General features: G+C 45.0%; 15 protein-coding genes and 1 tRNA gene. 10 read left to right on the forward strand and 6 right to left on the reverse strand.

Translation table 11 applies throughout. The annotated features are described in order from the left end of the window. Positions 1–16 precede the first annotated feature (16 nt). A complete protein-coding gene (locus ACPEGP_RS11785; RefSeq protein ID WP_423813527.1) occupies positions 17–1,684 on the reverse strand; it encodes a cryptochrome/photolyase family protein in 1,668 nt (555 codons plus the stop codon). A gap of 225 nt (positions 1,685–1,909) precedes the next feature. Between ACPEGP_RS11785 and ACPEGP_RS11790 the strand changes: the two genes are divergently transcribed. The 8 genes from ACPEGP_RS11790 (at position 1,910) to ACPEGP_RS11825 (ending at position 10,566) form a co-directional block, all read left to right on the forward strand. Next, positions 1,910–2,593 carry a phosphoribosylanthranilate isomerase gene (locus ACPEGP_RS11790; protein WP_200662375.1) on the forward strand — a complete coding sequence of 228 codons (684 nt, stop codon included), beginning with the start codon at positions 1,910–1,912 and terminating at the stop codon, positions 2,591–2,593. Between the two features lie 99 nt (positions 2,594–2,692). Beyond that, entirely contained in the window at positions 2,693–3,967 is a 1,275-nt protein-coding gene (trpB, locus tag ACPEGP_RS11795) for a tryptophan synthase subunit beta (protein WP_423813528.1), read from the forward strand. Positions 3,968–4,096: 129 nt separating this feature from the next. Beyond that, positions 4,097–4,591 carry an HNH endonuclease gene (locus ACPEGP_RS11800; RefSeq protein ID WP_423813529.1) on the forward strand — a complete coding sequence of 165 codons (495 nt, stop codon included), beginning with the start codon at positions 4,097–4,099 and terminating at the stop codon, positions 4,589–4,591. An 18-nt stretch (positions 4,592–4,609) separates the two neighbouring features. After that, complete coding sequence (trpA, locus tag ACPEGP_RS11805; RefSeq protein WP_423813530.1) at positions 4,610–5,434, forward strand: tryptophan synthase subunit alpha; 825 nt, start codon at positions 4,610–4,612, stop codon at positions 5,432–5,434. A gap of 287 nt (positions 5,435–5,721) precedes the next feature. After that, positions 5,722–6,684 carry an acetyl-CoA carboxylase, carboxyltransferase subunit beta gene (accD, locus tag ACPEGP_RS11810; RefSeq protein ID WP_423813531.1) on the forward strand — a complete coding sequence of 321 codons (963 nt, stop codon included), beginning with the start codon at positions 5,722–5,724 and terminating at the stop codon, positions 6,682–6,684. Positions 6,685–6,866: 182 nt separating this feature from the next. Then, positions 6,867–8,234: a bifunctional tetrahydrofolate synthase/dihydrofolate synthase gene (gene folC, locus ACPEGP_RS11815; protein WP_423813532.1), complete on the forward strand. Its 1,368-nt coding sequence runs from the start codon at positions 6,867–6,869 to the stop codon at positions 8,232–8,234. Positions 8,235–8,509: 275 nt separating this feature from the next. Beyond that, a complete protein-coding gene (locus ACPEGP_RS11820) occupies positions 8,510–9,709 on the forward strand; it encodes a LysM peptidoglycan-binding domain-containing protein (protein WP_423813533.1) in 1,200 nt (399 codons plus the stop codon). Positions 9,710–10,035: 326 nt separating this feature from the next. Next, positions 10,036–10,566: a DUF2726 domain-containing protein gene (locus ACPEGP_RS11825; RefSeq protein ID WP_068408504.1), complete on the forward strand. Its 531-nt coding sequence runs from the start codon at positions 10,036–10,038 to the stop codon at positions 10,564–10,566. Positions 10,567–10,581: 15 nt separating this feature from the next. Here ACPEGP_RS11825 and ACPEGP_RS11830 read toward each other — a convergent pair whose 3' ends face one another. After that, the gene (locus ACPEGP_RS11830) at positions 10,582–11,523 is read right to left on the reverse strand and encodes a DUF1853 family protein (protein ID WP_193030634.1); all 942 of its coding nucleotides are present in this window, start codon (positions 11,521–11,523) and stop codon (positions 10,582–10,584) included. Positions 11,524–11,665: 142 nt separating this feature from the next. On the opposite strand from ACPEGP_RS11830, the gene ACPEGP_RS11835 reads away from it, so the two are divergent. After that, on the forward strand, positions 11,666–11,968 hold the full coding sequence (locus ACPEGP_RS11835) for a monooxygenase (RefSeq protein ID WP_102077541.1): 303 nt from the start codon (positions 11,666–11,668) through the stop codon (positions 11,966–11,968). 79 nt (positions 11,969–12,047) lie between these two features. Here ACPEGP_RS11835 and ACPEGP_RS11840 read toward each other — a convergent pair. From ACPEGP_RS11840 to gatC, 4 genes are all read right to left on the reverse strand, one after another. Next, positions 12,048–12,124: transfer RNA gene (locus ACPEGP_RS11840), tRNA-Pro, on the reverse strand. 114 nt (positions 12,125–12,238) lie between these two features. Continuing rightward, positions 12,239–13,765, reverse strand: a complete 1,527-nt coding sequence (gatB, locus tag ACPEGP_RS11845) for an Asp-tRNA(Asn)/Glu-tRNA(Gln) amidotransferase subunit GatB (protein ID WP_102077542.1) — start codon at positions 13,763–13,765, stop codon at positions 12,239–12,241. Then, entirely contained in the window at positions 13,765–15,267 is a 1,503-nt protein-coding gene (gene gatA / locus ACPEGP_RS11850; protein WP_423813534.1) for an Asp-tRNA(Asn)/Glu-tRNA(Gln) amidotransferase subunit GatA, read from the reverse strand. The genes gatB and gatA overlap by 1 nt, the downstream gene beginning before the upstream one ends. A 68-nt stretch (positions 15,268–15,335) precedes the next feature. After that, positions 15,336–15,650, reverse strand: coding sequence for an Asp-tRNA(Asn)/Glu-tRNA(Gln) amidotransferase subunit GatC (gatC, locus tag ACPEGP_RS11855; protein WP_201592264.1), 315 nt, complete (start codon positions 15,648–15,650; stop codon positions 15,336–15,338). 697 nt (positions 15,651–16,347) lie between these two features. Here gatC and ACPEGP_RS11860 point away from each other — a divergent pair. Continuing rightward, on the forward strand, positions 16,348–17,376 hold the full coding sequence (locus ACPEGP_RS11860; protein WP_102077545.1) for a rod shape-determining protein: 1,029 nt from the start codon (positions 16,348–16,350) through the stop codon (positions 17,374–17,376). Positions 17,377–17,482 lie beyond the last annotated feature (106 nt).

A 17,482-nucleotide genomic window follows, 5' to 3' on the forward strand; every position in this document is an offset into this window, starting at 1 on the left:
CTTTTTACTAAAAATGTCAGCGTTGTTTTTTAAATTCAGCAATCGCCAGTTGTCGTGCTGCCTTATGCTCAACCATCGGCACAGGATAAGCAGTATCAGCAAACTGACCGCCCTTTGTGAGCGCTTTACGCATTTTATCTTCACTATGCAAAATACTGCTTGGCACGTCTTTTAATTCTGGCAGCCAAGTCTTAATAAATAATGCATCAGCATCATGACTCTTAGCTTGGCTAAAAGGGTTCATAATACGGAAGTAAGGTGCGGAGTCTGTGCCTGTCGACGCGCTCCATTGCCAGCCGCCATTATTGGACGCAAAATCACCGTCTATTAGCTGCTGCATAAAATAGCGCTCACCTAAGCGCCAGTCAATCAGTAAGTCCTTGGTCAAAAACATCGCCGTCACCATGCGCAAGCGATTGTGCATAAATCCGGTCGCATTGAGACAGCGCATGGCCGCATCGACCAATGGCACGCCTGTCATGCCTGTGCACCATGCCTTAAAATCATCCTGATTATATGACCAATGAATTTTATTATCTGTCTCTTCTTTATAAGCTTTATGGCGAATAAGCTCGGGCTTATCATCTAAAACATGACGATAAAAGTCACGCCACGCCAGCTCACTTATCCAGCGGTTAATGTCATTGTTATCGGACTTATCGGGCTTATCAAAGCTATCGAAATTGTCGTTATCATTACCCTGTAATCTCTCTAATGCTTTTGTGGCTTGCAGATAACAAAGTCTTGGGCTTATTGCGCCAATAGTGAGATAGGCTGATAGCTGGCTGGTCGCTTGCAAATTTGGTACATCGCGGCTGATGTCATAGTTATCGATATCATCAGCGATGAAATCCTCTAAACGTTGGCGCGCAGCTCCTTCGCCAGCAGGATAAGCCGTTCTAGCTTGCTCAAGCTGAGCGCCAAAATCAATGTGCTGATACGCTAGGGCAGTCTCTAATCGTTTTTGATAATCTTCGACGGCTTTTTTACTGAGTTGTTCTATGTCTTTAACAGTATTGGCGCTCTCTTTTGCAGTTTTTAGGGTAGTTTTTGACTGGCTGATTTTTGACTGATAGTTTACCGCCATGGCTTGGTGCATTTGTAAGCTGCTAACATCTAAAGTATGCCGCCATTTGTTATAAAATGGGGTAAAGACCTGATACATGCTATCGTCATTGGTGGTAATGGTTTTTGGTGGCAAGATACATTGGTCGTGCCAGCGGATAAATTTGATATCGGATTTAGCAAGTTGGTTTATTAGTTCTTGGTCGCGGTCAATCTCATTACCTTCGTACTCATGATTTGCCATGACAACACTGATATCATTTACCTCACACAAGGTGCTTAGCGTCTCAACACAGTCAGAAAAGCTGGCACAGAGCTGGACGGTTAAGTTGATATTCAAGTGTTTTTGCAAAGAGGTTGCTAAGAGTGGCAAGGTGCGGGCGATATGATCGAGCTGGGTGAGTGACATATCATGTGCATGCCATTGTTCAGGCGTCATAAAAAAAATAGCGCTGACTCGCGCATTATCCTCATTTGCACGTTCACAAAGCGCTGCCAATGCCGTATTGTCATGAACTCGCAGGTCACGACGAAACCACATTAAATAATGTGCGGGGTTTGCACTCGTCGTATTATTGCTAGCAATGTGCTGAGACGTTGCCGCCACCGTTTTAGACATTCCACCTTTCCTATATTAATCAATCGCAATCATAAACAAAACTGTGAATAAAAGTATGCTAGGATAAGTTTTTGGATGCAATGGATTTGCCATTCAATTAACAAATCATCATATTTGCTTTTTAGCGTTGGCAATCAATATTTATCGTCATCTATGTATTCGAGCCAATCTATCAACGTTATATTTAGTGTCATGTCTATTTTATGTTATATCTAAGGTCACATTATGCAGGTGAAGTTTTGTGGTTTTACCCAGCCTAGTGATATTAAAATGGCTGCTCAGTTGGGTGTCGATGCCGTCGGCTTGGTGTTTTATCCACCAAGTCCGCGCGCTGTTACTATTGAGCAGGCGCAATTGCTAAGTGCTTCTTTGCCCGCTTTTATAAGTGTCGTGGCCTTGGTGGTCAATATGCCGCGAGCAGAACTTATTGAACTGGCAAACCATGTCCCTTTTGATATCATTCAATTTCACGGTGATGAAACGCCCGAACAGTGTCAGCAGCTGGCAAGCGCGGTCAATAAACGCTGGATAAAAGCCTTACGTATTAATACCGAGCAGCACACCACTGCTGGCGTAAGCGCTCAAATTGATGAGTTTGCTGCTGCTGGCGCGAACAGTATTTTGCTCGATGCTTACCATCCTCATAAGTATGGCGGCACAGGTGCACGTTTTGACTGGAGTTTGCTACCGCAAGACAGCTCGCTGCCTATTATTTTAGCGGGCGGGCTTGATGCCGACAATGTCGCTGCTACTTTAGAGCTGCCGATTTATGCCGTCGATGTCAGTGGCGGTATTGAGTCGGGCAAAGGTAAAAAAGACGCTGCCAAAATGCGTGCCTTTATGAAAGCAGTTAAACGCGACCGATGGCAAAACGAGACGCCGAGCGAACCTTCGAATAACAGTAATTAGCTTTTTAACGGTGGATTTATATTTATTAAATAGCTCATTACCTAAAACCCTTCCCTTTATTTATTCTAAAAAATACCACTTATTATAGTAGGAATTATCATGAGTCATGACGCAAACAAAGATGTATCTGCTACTGCTAAAGCTATCAATACCTTTACCAATCCAGAAAACGTCCAAGACTTTAACCAATATCCTGATGCGCGCGGACATTTCGGCGTTCACGGTGGTCGTTTTGTGTCTGAAACCCTGATGGCCGCGCTCGAAGAGCTTGAAACCTTATATACCAAAGTAAAAGCCGATCCGGCGTTTTGGGAAGAGTATCATAACGATTTGGTCAATTATGTCGGTCGTCCAACCCCGCTTTATCATGCCAAGCGCTTGAGTAATGAGATTGGTGGCGCGCAAATTTATTTTAAACGCGAAGACTTAAATCATACGGGCGCGCATAAGGTGAATAACACCATCGGGCAGGCGCTACTTGCCAAAATGTGCGGTAAAAAGCGTATCATCGCCGAAACTGGGGCGGGACAACATGGCGTTGCGACGGCAACGATTGCTGCGCGCCTAGGGTTAGAGTGTATCGTTTATATGGGTGCCGATGATGTCGAGCGCCAAAAGATGAACGTCTATCGTATGCGTTTGCTTGGTGCGAAAGTGGTGCCAGTGACTTCAGGTTCGCGGACGCTGAAAGACGCCATGAACGAGGCCATGCGCGACTGGGTGACTAACGTTGATACGACTTATTATATCATTGGCACGGTTGCAGGGCCGCACCCTTATCCGCTACTGGTACGTGATTTCCAAGCGATTATCGGTAAAGAAGCGCGTATTCAACATTTAGAAAAAACCGGTAAATTGCCTGATGCGTTGGTTGCCTGTGTTGGTGGTGGCTCAAACGCGATTGGTCTATTCTTTGATTTCCTAAACGATACTGAAGTTAAAATGTATGGTGTCGAAGCGACAGGTGACGGCATTGAGACCGGTCGTCATTCAGCGCCACTTGCTGCTGGTCGTATCGGCGTATTGCATGGCAATCGTACTTATCTAATGGCAGATGATGAAGGCCAAATCCAAGAGACGCATTCTATCTCAGCGGGACTTGATTATCCGGGCGTTGGCCCTGAGCACAGCTTCTTAAAAGACATGAAACGCGTCGAATATGTTGGCTGTACCGATAAAGAGTCATTGGAGGGTTTTCATGAAGTGACGCGTAAAGAAGGGATTATCCCTGCGCTTGAATCTGCTCATGCGGTCGCCTACGCGCTGAAGCTGGCTAAAACCATGACCCCTGAGCAAAGCATTATCGTTAATATGTCAGGTCGTGGCGATAAGGATTTGCATTCGGTAATGAAGGCAGAAGGGATTGAGTTGTAGATTCGTTTTCTAGCTTAAAAATCATTAATATTTTTCATTTAGTTTGATAATGCCCTCTATTAAGTTTAATAGAGGGTTCACAATATATATTTATATTATTTAATTTTGAAAAATCAGAGGATTAGTAAGATGGCAAAAGTCACACCCTCTATGGCGAAAAACCAGATTAAACGTAGCCTACTACAGGTTATAGATACTCACCCTAACAAATCTCAGAAGCAGCAAGTTTGGAATTATTTTGATAATAAATGCGCCTATTGCGATATAGTAATTGATCCGAATAGTCGCAAAGGTCATCTTGACCACTTGCAGGCTGTAAAAGATGGCGGTACTAATGAAATCTATAACTTTGTGCTGGCATGCAATATTTGCAATGGTGATGAAAAAAGAGAAATGCCTTGGCGAGAATTCTTAATTAATAAATGCCAAAACTTACCAGATTCGGTTTATGTAAAACGCTTAGTACATATTGAGACTTGGCATCAGAAATCGCTTATTAGTCAGTTAGATGCTGACATATTGTTTCAAATCGATGCCATCATAGAAACCGCTCAAGCGAGTTTTGATAAGTCTATTAAACAGATGCGAGCTTTACGCGATTCAATGACAACAAGCTCATTTTAAAATTATAAGAGAACCACTATGACCCGAATTGAAAGCACCTTTGAAACCTTAAAATCACAGAACAAAAAAGCCCTGATTCCTTATGTGATGGCGGGCGATCCAACGCCTGCTAACTTTGTTGGCTTACTACACGACTTGGTTAAGCATGGCGCAGATATGATTGAAGTAGGCTTGCCGTTTTCTGATCCAATGGCCGATGGCCCAACTGTTGCATTAGCTGGCGAGCGTGCGTTAGCAGCCGGTACTAGTACGCGTGATGCACTAAACATGGTGGCAGAATTCCGCAAACAAGATACGCAAACACCAATTATCCTAATGGGCTATCTGAATCCCGTGGAAATCATTGGTTATGACAATTTTGTCGCTTTATGCGAGCAATCAGGCGTCGATGGTATTTTAATGGTTGATTTGCCACCAGCCGAGGCGGGCAGCTTTACGCAGCATTTGACTGAGCATGCGATGAATGAGATTTTCCTATTATCGCCGACCACTTTGCCTGAGCGCCGCGAGCAAGTTCTGACCCACTGCGGTGGTTATATTTACTATGTGTCGTTAAAAGGCGTAACCGGTTCGGCGACGCTCGATACCGATGATGTGGCTACCCAAGTACAAGCGATTAAAGCCGAGACCGATTTGCCAGTATGTGTGGGCTTTGGTATTCGTGATGCGGCCTCTGCCAAAGCAATTGGTCAGCACGCCGATGGTATTATCGTTGGAAGTGCGCTGGTGCAAAACTTTGCTGATATAGATGCTAAAGATGCGACTGCGGTTGCAACTGCTCAGCAAAAAATTATGGTAAAAATGGACGAGCTACGCGGCGCACTTGATAGTTTAACCGCCTAATATTATATCGAGTTTATTGGTATCTAAATTTGAAAGGCTTAGAAGGCCCGCGCAATTTTTATAACAATGTTTATAAAGACACAGGCAAATGACTTTGCTAAAGTTAGTTTACGTGTGTAAACTAACATCACATATAAATTGTTACAGTTGTGCATAAGCGTGCTTTATAACTGCTGATGTTATAACGATATGTGACTTTTAAATTGATTCTTATAAACGGACTTCTTAGGGACAAGAGACTAAGCCAATTAAACCAAGCTGGCCGACTTGTCGATAAGCCTTTGATAATGGCGAATACTATGACTGATACGATAACAAAACCTGATATGGCCACTGCAAATAATACTGAAACAGGCACGACTGAAAAAAATGGCAGTTCCGCTGGGCAATCATGGTTTGAGCGCCCGATACCGGGCATTAAACAGCAATTGACTGCACCTTTGACGGCTGTCGAAACTGAACCGTCAACTAAGTGTAGTAGCTGTCATTCAATGATTACCAATACGGCGCTGATTTTCAATTGCTATGTCTGCCCGCATTGTGACCATCATTTACCGATGAGTGCGCGTGAACGCTTAAACTGGCTACTCGACCAAGTAGACGGTGAGCTAGGACAGCAATTCACTGCCAAAGACCCATTGAGCTTTGTGGATAGTAAGCCGTATCCGCAGCGTATGAGCGAAGCACAAGACAAAACCGGCGAGTCTGAAGCACTGATTGTGATGTATGGTAAATTGCGCAATCTTGATATCGTGACGTGTGCCTTTGACTTCCGTTTTATGGGTGGCTCTATGGGCTCGGTGGTCGGCGACCGTTTTGTAGAAGCGGCTGAAAAAGCCCTTAAAGATAAAGTACCCTTAGTCTGCTTTGCTGCTTCTGGCGGTGCGCGTATGCAAGAGGGTCTGCTATCTTTGATGCAAATGGCTCGTACGGCAGCGGCGATTGAACGCTTACGAATTGCTGGTGTGCCATATATTGTAGTATTGACCAATCCTGTTTATGGCGGGGTGACGGCATCGCTTGCTATGCTAGGTGATATTCATTTGGCAGAACCAAAGGCCATGATTGGCTTTGCTGGTAAGCGCGTGATTGAACAGACAGTACGTGAGACGCTAGAAGAGCCATTCCAGCGTGCCGAGTTCTTATTAGAGCACGGGGTGGTCGATGAAGTGGTGCACCGTCATCAGCTCATTGATACCATTTACCGTCTGCTGGCAAAACTATGCCGCGTACCGAATGTTGATGCTTAACATGTGCTGAGCTGGTTTAGTAAACAGACAATCGAAATCGTTATGACTTAATAGCATTTATCGTCAATCACGGTAAATGCTATTTTTGCTTTTTGGCTAGGTAGTTATATACTGTCTCTATTTCTTATTTAACCATTTTCTCATTCTCTATTTTCCCGAAAAATTCCATATAGGTTCCGCCCATGTCTGACTCTATCGTATCTAATTCTAATATTCCTAATGAGCACTCGAGTTTGACCGAATGGCTCGATTATATGCAGCAAATTCATGTCTCAGCGATAGATATGGGCTTATCGCGCGTATTGCCGATTGCTGAGGCGTTAGGCGTGGTACAGTCAGCCAAAGACGATGCTTATGTGTTTACCGTAGCGGGCACCAATGGCAAAGGCTCAACAACTGCGGTCATCGCGCAGATATGCCAAGCGGCAGGTTATAAAACCGCGCTGTACCAATCACCGCATCTGAGTGTGTTTAACGAGCGCGTGCGCATCAATGGCGAGATGGTCAGTGATGAGACCTTGATTGATGCCTTTAGCAAGGTAGAGGCGGCAAGGTTACAGTGCGCTTTAACCTTGTCATTTTTTGAAATGACAACATTGGCCGCACTATTAATCTTTGCCGAAGCAGATTGTGATGTTTGGGTGTTAGAAGTGGGGCTCGGCGGTCGCTTAGATGTGGTTAATATCATTGATCCTGATATGGCGGTGATTACCAATATCGCTATCGATCATGTCGATTGGCTAGGCGATAATGTCGAAGATATCGGCCGTGAAAAAGCAGGAATCCTACGCGATGGTATTACCCTAGTTTATGGCGATAAGACGATGCCAGCGAGTGTACAGCAAGCGATTGCCACGCATCAGGCAACTTGTTATCAAGCTGGACAAGACTTTAATTATCGTGAAGTAGATACCGACGTTTGGCAATATAGTAATGCTGCTGTCACTATGCAACTACCGCGCCCCACGCTATCCTTGACTAATACTTCCAATGCTTTATCAGCGGTGCTGGCAAGCCCATTAAATATTGATAAAAGTGCTATTGAACAGGCATTGCAAACGGTCAAGCTTGCCGGTCGTTTTGATTATCGTGAGACCCATAACCGTCATTGGCTGTTTGATGTGGCGCATAACGAGCAAGGTGTTGAGTTTTTATTGGCGCAATTATTACCGCTTTGGCAGCAGCATCTAGCAACGCAAAATAGTTGCGCACACTTAAGTAGTAAACCTGCCAACATTAAAATACTGTTTTCTATGTTGGGCGATAAGGATATCAATAAAGTCGTGCAGCGTTTGACTGAAGCGGGCTTGCCCATTAGCGATTGGTTTATCGCTGAGATTGATTATCCACGCGCAGCCAGCACTGAGCAGCTACAAGGTATCTTAGCGAGTTATGTTGATAAGGCACAAATACATGAGTTTAAACGTTTATCAGAAGCGACTGCTGCTGTTATAAAGGGCAGTCAAGCGCAAGACTTAATCGTGGTATGTGGCTCGTTCCATACGATTGGCGAGGCGCTAGCGGCACTTGCTGCTGATAATTTAAATTAAAATCATAATGATTTAATGTTAGTCTTAGCAGAAGCATGATAGCAGACAGTATAAAAAATATGCTTTATAATCAAACTGCTTTAACATACTGCTATACAATGCTATGTACAAATTAAAATGGCTATGTACAGCTTAACTTAGCATTTAAAAATGGCTGGACGTAACTGGCGGCGAGATTAAGTTTCAAAATTGTTTATTAAAGCCATATAAATATAGCTTGGGACGACAGTTGCGCCGCTCAATCAACCTTATTACCAACTAAGAGACGTAAACGGATGAACTTTTCGAGACAAGCCTTATTGGGCATTGGGATGATTATTGGCGGTAGCGTGATGCTGTACGCCATGGTACAACAAATTGGTGATAGCAATAAAACAAAACCTGCGTCAGCGATGATAGAAAAACAAAGCCCAGCGCAAGAATCTCCACAGCCATTGACGACTGATATCGAAACTGAAAAGCGCATCTTGGCACAAAAACAAAAAGAGCGTGCCGCTCGCGTTGCAGAGCAAGAAAGACGTGCGCAGCAATTCTTAAGCGAGCAAGAGGCGGCTGAAGCGCAAGCATTGGCCAAAGCACGCGCCGAAAGTCAGCAATATTTGGCAAGCACCGCACCTGCTAAAGATAAAGAAGCCGAGGACACTAAAGACGCTGAAAAAGACACGGCGACGGCGACCAAATCTAGTACAGATAGCAATAATACTGCCACGACAACTGAGAATGATAATAGTGCCCGTGAGCAGAAAAAAGCCGCTCAAGCGCAACAAGAAGCTCAGCGCCAAGCTGTGCTTAAAGAACAAGCGGCCGCTAAAAAGCTAGCAGAGAGTAAAAAGGCAGCGGAAGCAAAAAAGCAGGCAGAGGTTAAAAAACAAGCTGAAGCTGAGAAAAAACAAAAAGCTGCAGAAGTCGCTAAAAATGAAGCGCCAAAATCGCCTACGGATTATCAGGTAAAAAAAGGTGATGGGCTGATTAAACTGGCACGGCAACACAATATGCCCGTAGAAGTCTTGGCACAAGCAAATAACCTTTCACCGTCGACCTCGCTACAACTGGGTCAAAATATTACCATCCCATCGCGTCAGCAGGTAGATCGCCTAGCACGTGAAGCAGCAGCGGCTGAAAAAGCGCGTGAAGAAAAGCGTCAAAAAGAAGAAGCGTTAGCCAAGAAATCTGCCGATGCCAAGCGTGAAGCGCAGCAGAAACTGAGCGCAGCCCGTAAAGAGGTGAAAGAAACCGATGCTAAAGGCAGTTTTGGCGTACAAGTGGCACTCGCGAATGACCAAGCCAAAGCGGATGAGTTGGCAAAAAAATTCCAATCAGCGGGTTATCAAGTCAAAACCAGTCCTACCAGTCGTGGTGTGCGCGTTATCGTTGGCCCTGAGCGCGGCAAAGTCGCCGCTTTGGCGCTAAAAGATAAGATTAATAGCGACCCGAAAGTGAATACCACCAGTGCTTGGGTTTTATACTGGCGCTAAAATAAATTTAAATTGCTGTAATATGATAGCCATTAGCACTAAATAAACCGTGCGATTTTAATTACGCCCGTTTGTATTTTTATCTTTCTCGTTAATTTTATTCAAACACGACATCTATTGTCGTGTTTTTTGTTTTATCGTTTGCCGATTGGGGCCAGCTTGGTTACGATGTGCGCCGCTATTTTCTGTTTCTTCCTGTTCTTTTCTGTACTGTATAACCTGTCAGCCTATAAAGGCTGCCCTGTCGCGGTTAGCTATGTGTCGTCATTTTATTTAATGACATCCTCTACGTAGCTGACGGCTTTCATTATGTATAAGGTAAAACCATGTCATTTGGCGTTATATTTTTAATATTAGCAGTTGGATTTGTCGGGCTGATCACCCTGCCAAAACTGTTTTCTAATAAGCATTCCACTGAGCCTGAGCCGCCACCTGTGCGCGGTGATGAGCTGGCTATTTGGCCATTTGCGCCGATGCCTATCATGACCGATACGGAAGTCATCTTTTTTAAAAAGTTAAAAAATGCGCTGCCCGAATATCATATTTTTGTGCAAGTTCAGCTGTCTCGTATCATCGAAGCAAACAGTGACGAAACCTCGGAGCGTAGCTTTTGGTTTAACCGCATTTGTCGCCAAAGCGTCGACTATGTCATCGTGGACATCGATGCACAGACTACCTTGCTGGCCATCGAGCTTGATGATTGGACGCATAATAGTAAAGCGCGGCAAAAGGCGGACGATAAAAAAGACAAAGCGCTTGCCAGTGCCGGTATTGCTATCGTGCGCTTTCATGCCGAACGCATGCCGAGTGCTGATATGCTCAGATATGAGCTGATGCAGGTAATTGAGAGTTATTAAGTTTATAATAAAAGCTTAACGTATGTCTTTTGCTGGGTCAGGCTTTTTAGGATAAATCACAATCAGCCTGTCACCTTCAAAATATAATCCTGTTCTTAAAATACCGTTTTCAAAATAGATAAGGGATAACTGACGATTGTCATAAAAGTCGCGCTTGCTAAACCATTCAATATAATGGGCGGCGCGTAATGCGGTTACATCAATCGTTGCAAGCGTGGCATTATCAGTTTTATCGCACCATTCGTGCATCGGAAAGCTTGGCGCTAGCCACGCAGGGTAATTAAAATTATGAGTGCCAATTGGCAAAAAGAAACGTCCTTTAATGACGCCATAACGTTTATCAATCTTCACTTGTCCATGTGCCTCGGTATCTAGCCATACTGTACGAAATTGTTTGGTTTGCATATGGGTCATTTTGCGCTGTAAATTATCGTTGGAGTTGATACCGACCCAATTTATCGGCGCAAACGGCGCTGACCCCATAAAAAACTTAATCGCTAATTCCCAATGCTCAACCAGATTGTCTTCATGATTATACAAAATCAAATCAAGCTCGCCTGTTGTCTGCTTGCCATTGTATAACTGCACGTTATTGGCAAGCGTCTCGTACCGATGTAATTTGCGTGCAAAGCCATCTTCTAGCCAAAACGATAACAATCCTTCAAAGTGAAAACCCAAGCGATTGGGGCTAGGACGTTTTAATAAATAGCGGGTTAATGCCTGATAGTCATTGGTGGTATCCAACTCTTTTAAACGCGGCTTATAAGCTTCAAACTGCTGTTGCCAAAAGTCTGCGCTATGTATTGCAACTTTGTGGGTAGTTTGATGCGGTGCGAAATCCAACCACGTCGTCAAGACGTTAGGGCAGGCGAGTACATACGCCAAATCACGCACAAAAGGTCGCCGATAAGCTTCCCAAGGTGCATAGCTATCAAGGCGCGGCGTAAGCTCAGACATAGGACAAACCAGAGTAAATATAAAGTATTTACCCTAGCGACTTGCTTACTAAAAGTCTATAGCGAATCGTAATATGTTAAGATTGTAGTCATCTGGCAGAATATATGATTGCCAACCTTTCAGTAATACAGAGGACTAAATTATGAAGTACCTTTTGCAAATCGACTTTCCTTATAGCGGTCCTTTTGGTAGTGCGTTTTTTGATGCCATGAAAGAGCTGGCTGAAGATATCGCAACCGAAAACGGTTTGGTCTATAAGCTATGGACAGAAAACGAAGCAACGCAAGAAGCGGGCGGTATCTATGTGTTTGATAATTTGGACGATGCCAATCGTTATTTAGAAAAGCATACCCAAAGACTGACTTCATTTGGTTTTAAAGATATCAAATCCAAAATCTTTGTTATCAATGAAGCGCTAAGTGCGATTACTAAGGCGTCTTTGTAATACTTTATGAAGAATAATGAGCATAAAAAAAGCCAACCATTGATATCAATGGTTGGCTTTTTTGTTTAACTACTATGTTTGGTCGGAACGGCAGGATTTGAACCTGCGACCACTACACCCCCAGTGTAGTGCGCTACCAGACTGCGCTACGCCCCGAATGACTGACTATTTTACGCAAAATTATGCATATTGCAAGGGCTATTTATTTTAGCCAAAATCTACAATGGCATTTTACTTATCACAGTCAGTTGCATACATAGTTATTCAACCTTAACCCAATAGCTCTTTTAGGATTTGGTTTACTTGTTGCGGGTTGGCACTGCCGCGGCTGGCTTTCATCACTTGCCCAACCAGACCGTTAAAGGCTTTTTCTTTACCGCCGCGATACTCGTCGACCATCGCTTGGTTTTTGGCAATGACCTCTTCGACGATGGCTTTAATCGCGCCTGTATCGGTTTCTTGCTTAAGCCCTTTTTCTTCGATGATTTTATCAGCAGCGTCATCAGCATCGCCGCCTTCGCGCTCATAAAGCGCACTAAAGACTTTTTTGGCTAATTTACCCGATAAAGTGTCATCTTTGATACGTGCCAGCATGCCTGCCAATTGCTTGGCGCTGATAGGCGAGTCGGCGATGTCTGTATCATCTTTATTAAGGGCACCGAGTAGATCACCCATGACCCAGTTAGCCGCCATTTTGGCGTCTTGTTGTCCGACCTCAGCGACGACATTTTCAAAATAATCGGCGAGCGTACGGCTACCGGTCAAGATGCGAGCGTCGTATTCTGATAGTCCAAGCGCTTCTTCAAAGCGTGCACGGCGAGCAACAGGTAGTTCGGGCATCGCAGCCTTGATGGCATCGACCGTATGCTGTTCGATACGCACTGGCAATAAGTCAGGGTCAGGGAAGTAGCGATAGTCGTTGGCGTCTTCTTTGGTACGCATGGTGCGGGTTTCATCGCGCTCAGGATCGTATAGCATCGTCGCTTGGATAACTTTACCACCGTCCTCGATGATGTCGATTTGACGCTCGATTTCACGATTGATGGCGCGTTCGATAAAGCGGAATGAGTTGAGGTTTTTCAACTCCGTACGTGTTCCCAAATCTGCGCCCGGTTTACGCACAGAGACGTTACAGTCGCAGCGGAATGAGCCTTCTGCCATAATCGCATCTGAGATACCAAGCCATGTGACCAGCTGGTGAATGGCTTTGATATAAGCAATCGCTTCGGCAGCTGAGCGCATGTCAGGCTCAGAGACGATTTCGATTAATGGCGTTCCAGCACGGTTAAGATCGACACCCGTCATGCCATCGACGGCATCGTGTACGGATTTACCCGCATCTTCTTCTAGGTGCGCGCGGGTGATGCCCATACGTTTAGGGTATTCATTTTTCTCGCCTTCATTGACTACCACATCGATGTAACCTTTGCCAACGATAGGATTGGCCATTTGGGTGATTTGATAGCCTTTAGGCAAATCTGGATAGAAGTAGTTTTTACGGTCAAAGGTATTAAATAACCCCAGCTCAGCATTGACACCGATACCAAACTTTAAGGCACGATCGACCACGCCCGTATTCAATACAGGCAATACGCCAGGCAGCCCTAAATCAACGATACTGGCTTGGGTATTTGGCTCATGACCAAAGTCAGTCGGCGCGCTGGAGAATATTTTACTTTCAGTATTAAGTTGGCAATGGATCTCAATCCCGATGACCACTTCATAGCCGTCGACAAACAGCTCTTTGCGGACGATATCTTGCTGAGCGGCATTATCAGTAGTAGTTGCTGTGTTCATTATACCGTCTCCTTCGCGATGGTAGAGTGTTGTAAATGGTGGTCGGTATGCTGCTGAAATAAATGCGCGGTAGAGAGTAGTTTACTCTCTTGCCAATATTGACCAATCAATTGCAGACCAATTGGTAGACCGTTTGTGGTTAAACCAACCGGCTGACTAAGGGCAGGTAGACCGGCTAAGTTGACACCGATGGTATATACGTCACCCAAATACATGGTTGCAGGGTCGAGGTCTTCAGCAAGTTTATAAGCTGCTGTTGGCGCGGTTGGACTGGCGATGACATCACAGTTAGCAAAGGCGTCTTCAAAATCTTGCACGATAAGGCGGCGTACTTTTTGAGCTTTGGTGTAATAGGCATCAAAGTAACCGGCTGATAGCGCGTAAGTTCCGGTCAAGATACGGCGTTGTACTTCAGGGCCAAAGCCTTCTGAGCGCGAGCGCGTATATAAGTCAAGCAGGTCAGTTGGATTCTCACAGCGGTAGCCAAAACGCACGCCATCAAAACGCGATAGGTTCGATGATGCTTCAGCAGGGGCGAGCATATAATAAGTCGCAAGGGTAATTTCAGGGTCAGTGATGTTGACCTCTACAATCGTCGCACCAAGCGCTTCGTATTGCTTTAGCGCTGCCCGTACGGCTTGCTCGACTTCGGTATCTAGACCTTTGGTAAAGTACTCTTTTGCCACGCCAATACGTAAGCCTTCTAATGGCTTGGCGGTGTCGCCAGCAGTAGTGACTGCATTGTTTAAGTCTTGCACGTAATCTGGCATATCATGCTTGATAGAAGTGGCATCGCGTGGGTCGTGACCAATCATCGGTTGTAGCAGATACGCACAGTCCATCGCACTGCGGCCCATGCTACCCGCTTGGTCAAGACTTGACGCATAAGCAATCATACCAAAGCGCGAGATACGACCATACGTTGGTTTGATACCGGTTAAACCACAAAATGAAGCAGGCTGACGGATAGAACCACCAGTATCACTAGCGGTAGCGACTGGGACAAACCCTGCGGCGACGGCAGCGGCACTACCACCTGATGAGCCACCTGGGACGCGCTCAAGTTTCCAAGGATTGTGTACCGCGCCATAATGCGAGCTTTCATTATCCGAGCCCATCGCAAACTCATCCATATTGAGCTTACCAAGGCTAATCATGCCGGCCTTATCGATGTTGGTGACGACAGTGGCATCATAAGGTGACACAAAGTTGTGCAGCATTTTTGAGCCACAAGTCGTTAAGACACCTTGGGTACAAAAGATATCTTTATGCGCCATCGGCACGCCAAGCAGGGGACGCTTGTCACCTTGGGCACGCATTTCATCAGCGGCTTTTGCTTGCGCGCGCGCGGTTTCGGAGGTGTGGGTGATAAAGCTGTTAATCTTACTGTCGAGCGCGTCGATACGCTTGATATAGTGCTCAGTTAATTCCGCACTGCTAAATTGTTTGTCTTGCAAGCCCGTAATCAGCTGCTGGGTACTTAAAAGGTGAAGTTCAGACATAAGGTGTCGTCCGTCAAAATGTGAATAGCATTAAATAGAGTGGAATACGGTAAAAATTATTGGGGCAATTATTCAATCACTTGAGGCACAAGGTATAAGCCCGCTTCAACAGCAGGCGCGACCGATTGATTGCGCTCGCGATTGATATCGTGTTTGGCGACATCGGCGCGCAGATCTTGGCAAACTTCATGAATGTTTGATAGAGGTTTGATACCAGTAGTGTCGACACTGCCAAGCGTTTGCATCAATTTTAATACGTCGCTGATATCGTCGGCGTAGCTGCTGGCGGTGTCTTCATCAACGCCGAGGCGTGCAAGGCGGGCAACTTCTAAGATTTCTTGGCGGCTGACATTGTTTTCAGCGGCGAGGGTTTGCTGTGACATAGTTTCTCCAGTGAAGGATGGTTTTTATTAGAGTAGGGATAAAAATAGGTAATGACTAATAACTAAATAAAGTAATAATGTTTAAAATACGCGCAAATGAACAATCTACCTGAGTATTTTATAAAGAGTGCCTTTATTATAAAGCATCTCACCGAAGATTACAGAGCAGGGCATCGATTGCTGCTGTATCTTTACTAACTTTACTCAAATAAGAGCGTTACAAAATTGACCGAATAGTTATGGATTGATTGTCAATTGCTCAGCATTGCGTTCAGAAATACGTTACAGTATGCAGCCACTGCTCAGCGAAACGTTAAGTAAATGCCTTTAAATGCCTTAGCAAAACCCGCCGCAGCAATAATACTTGGTGATCGCGCCTTGTTAGTGTTTGAATTAAATGATGTTTCATTAAATGGCATGCTCTGCTCTGTCATTTCAAACTTTGTAACATCTTTTCGCGTTTAACGGCAAAATCCTAGCGTACTGATGCAAATTTCTGTGTTTTTTTTGAGCTAAATCGGTATAATTTAGCTCAGTTTTTTCATTTCATCATTATTGCTTCGGTTTGACTTGCTGCGATGATAAACTCGCGCCATCGGTCATGTCTTACGACGACCTGCTCAACACTGACGAGTAACCCTCAGTCAATTACGTTCGCCTCATTCGCCTCATTTGTAATACGCTGGATATATTAGCCATGAACCCGTTTGGATTTTTATCAAATAATATCGCAATCGACCTCGGTACTGCGAACACCCTTATCTTTATTCCTGGTAAAGGGGTGGTGCTCGACGAGCCTACAGTGGTCGCGCTACGTAGTAATCGTACCCAAAACCCTACCGTCGCCGCCGTTGGTATTGATGCCAAACAGATGCTAGGGCGTACGCCTGCCAACATCACGGCTATTCGCCCATTAAAAGATGGCGTGATTGCAGACTTTGAAGTGACACAAAAAATGCTCAAGCATTTTATCACTAAAGTAAAAGCCAAGCGTTTTATGGCACAGCCCAACGTGGTGGTTTGTGTGCCTTGCAAATCGACGTTGGTTGAGCGTAAAGCGATTCGTGAAGCGGTATCTTCGGCTGGCGCGAGCAAAGTATTGTTGCTAGAAGAGCCAATGGCCGCCGCTATCGGTGCGGGCATGCCCGTGCATGAAGCCAGTGGTTCTATGGTCGTTGATATCGGTGGCGGCACCACTGAGATTGCTGTTATCGCGCTGTCAGGCTGTGTCTATGCCGAGTCGATTCGTATCGGCGGCGATATGTTTGATGAAGCGATTATTACTCATGTGCGCCGTACGCATGGTTGCGTGATTGGTGAAACCACCGCTGAGCGTATCAAGCAAGAGGTGGGTTCGGCGTTAAATGAAGACAGCCAATTAGAAGTTGAAGTTCGCGGTCGCAGCATGGCAGAAGGCGTGCCAAAAACCTTTACGGTCAATTCTGAAGAAGTACAAAAGGCTTTAAGCGACCCATTAAGTGGTATTGTGAGCGCGGTAAAAGCAGCGCTTGAGCAAACGCCGCCTGAATTGTCATCAGACATCGCTGAGCGCGGTATTGTCTTAACTGGCGGCGGCGCGTTGCTGCGTGATTTAGACAAGCTTATCTCTAAAGAAACAGGTCTGCCTGTAACGGTCGCTGAAGAGCCATTGACTTGTGTCAGCCGTGGCGGCGGTATTGCGCTTGATTTTATCAACAACAAAAGCCTAAATATGATTTTTGTTTAAGTTGTGAATATTAAAGCGCTATAAAAATTGTTTGATCCTATTTGTTTTTTCTTATTAAAGGTAGCCAATAAGGTTGCCTTTAATGACATTTAGCCATACCAAAATG

It is taken from the genome of Psychrobacter sp. 219-2-C, assembly GCF_049560815.1.
GTDB classification, from domain to species: domain Bacteria; phylum Pseudomonadota; class Gammaproteobacteria; order Pseudomonadales; family Moraxellaceae; genus Psychrobacter; species Psychrobacter faecalis.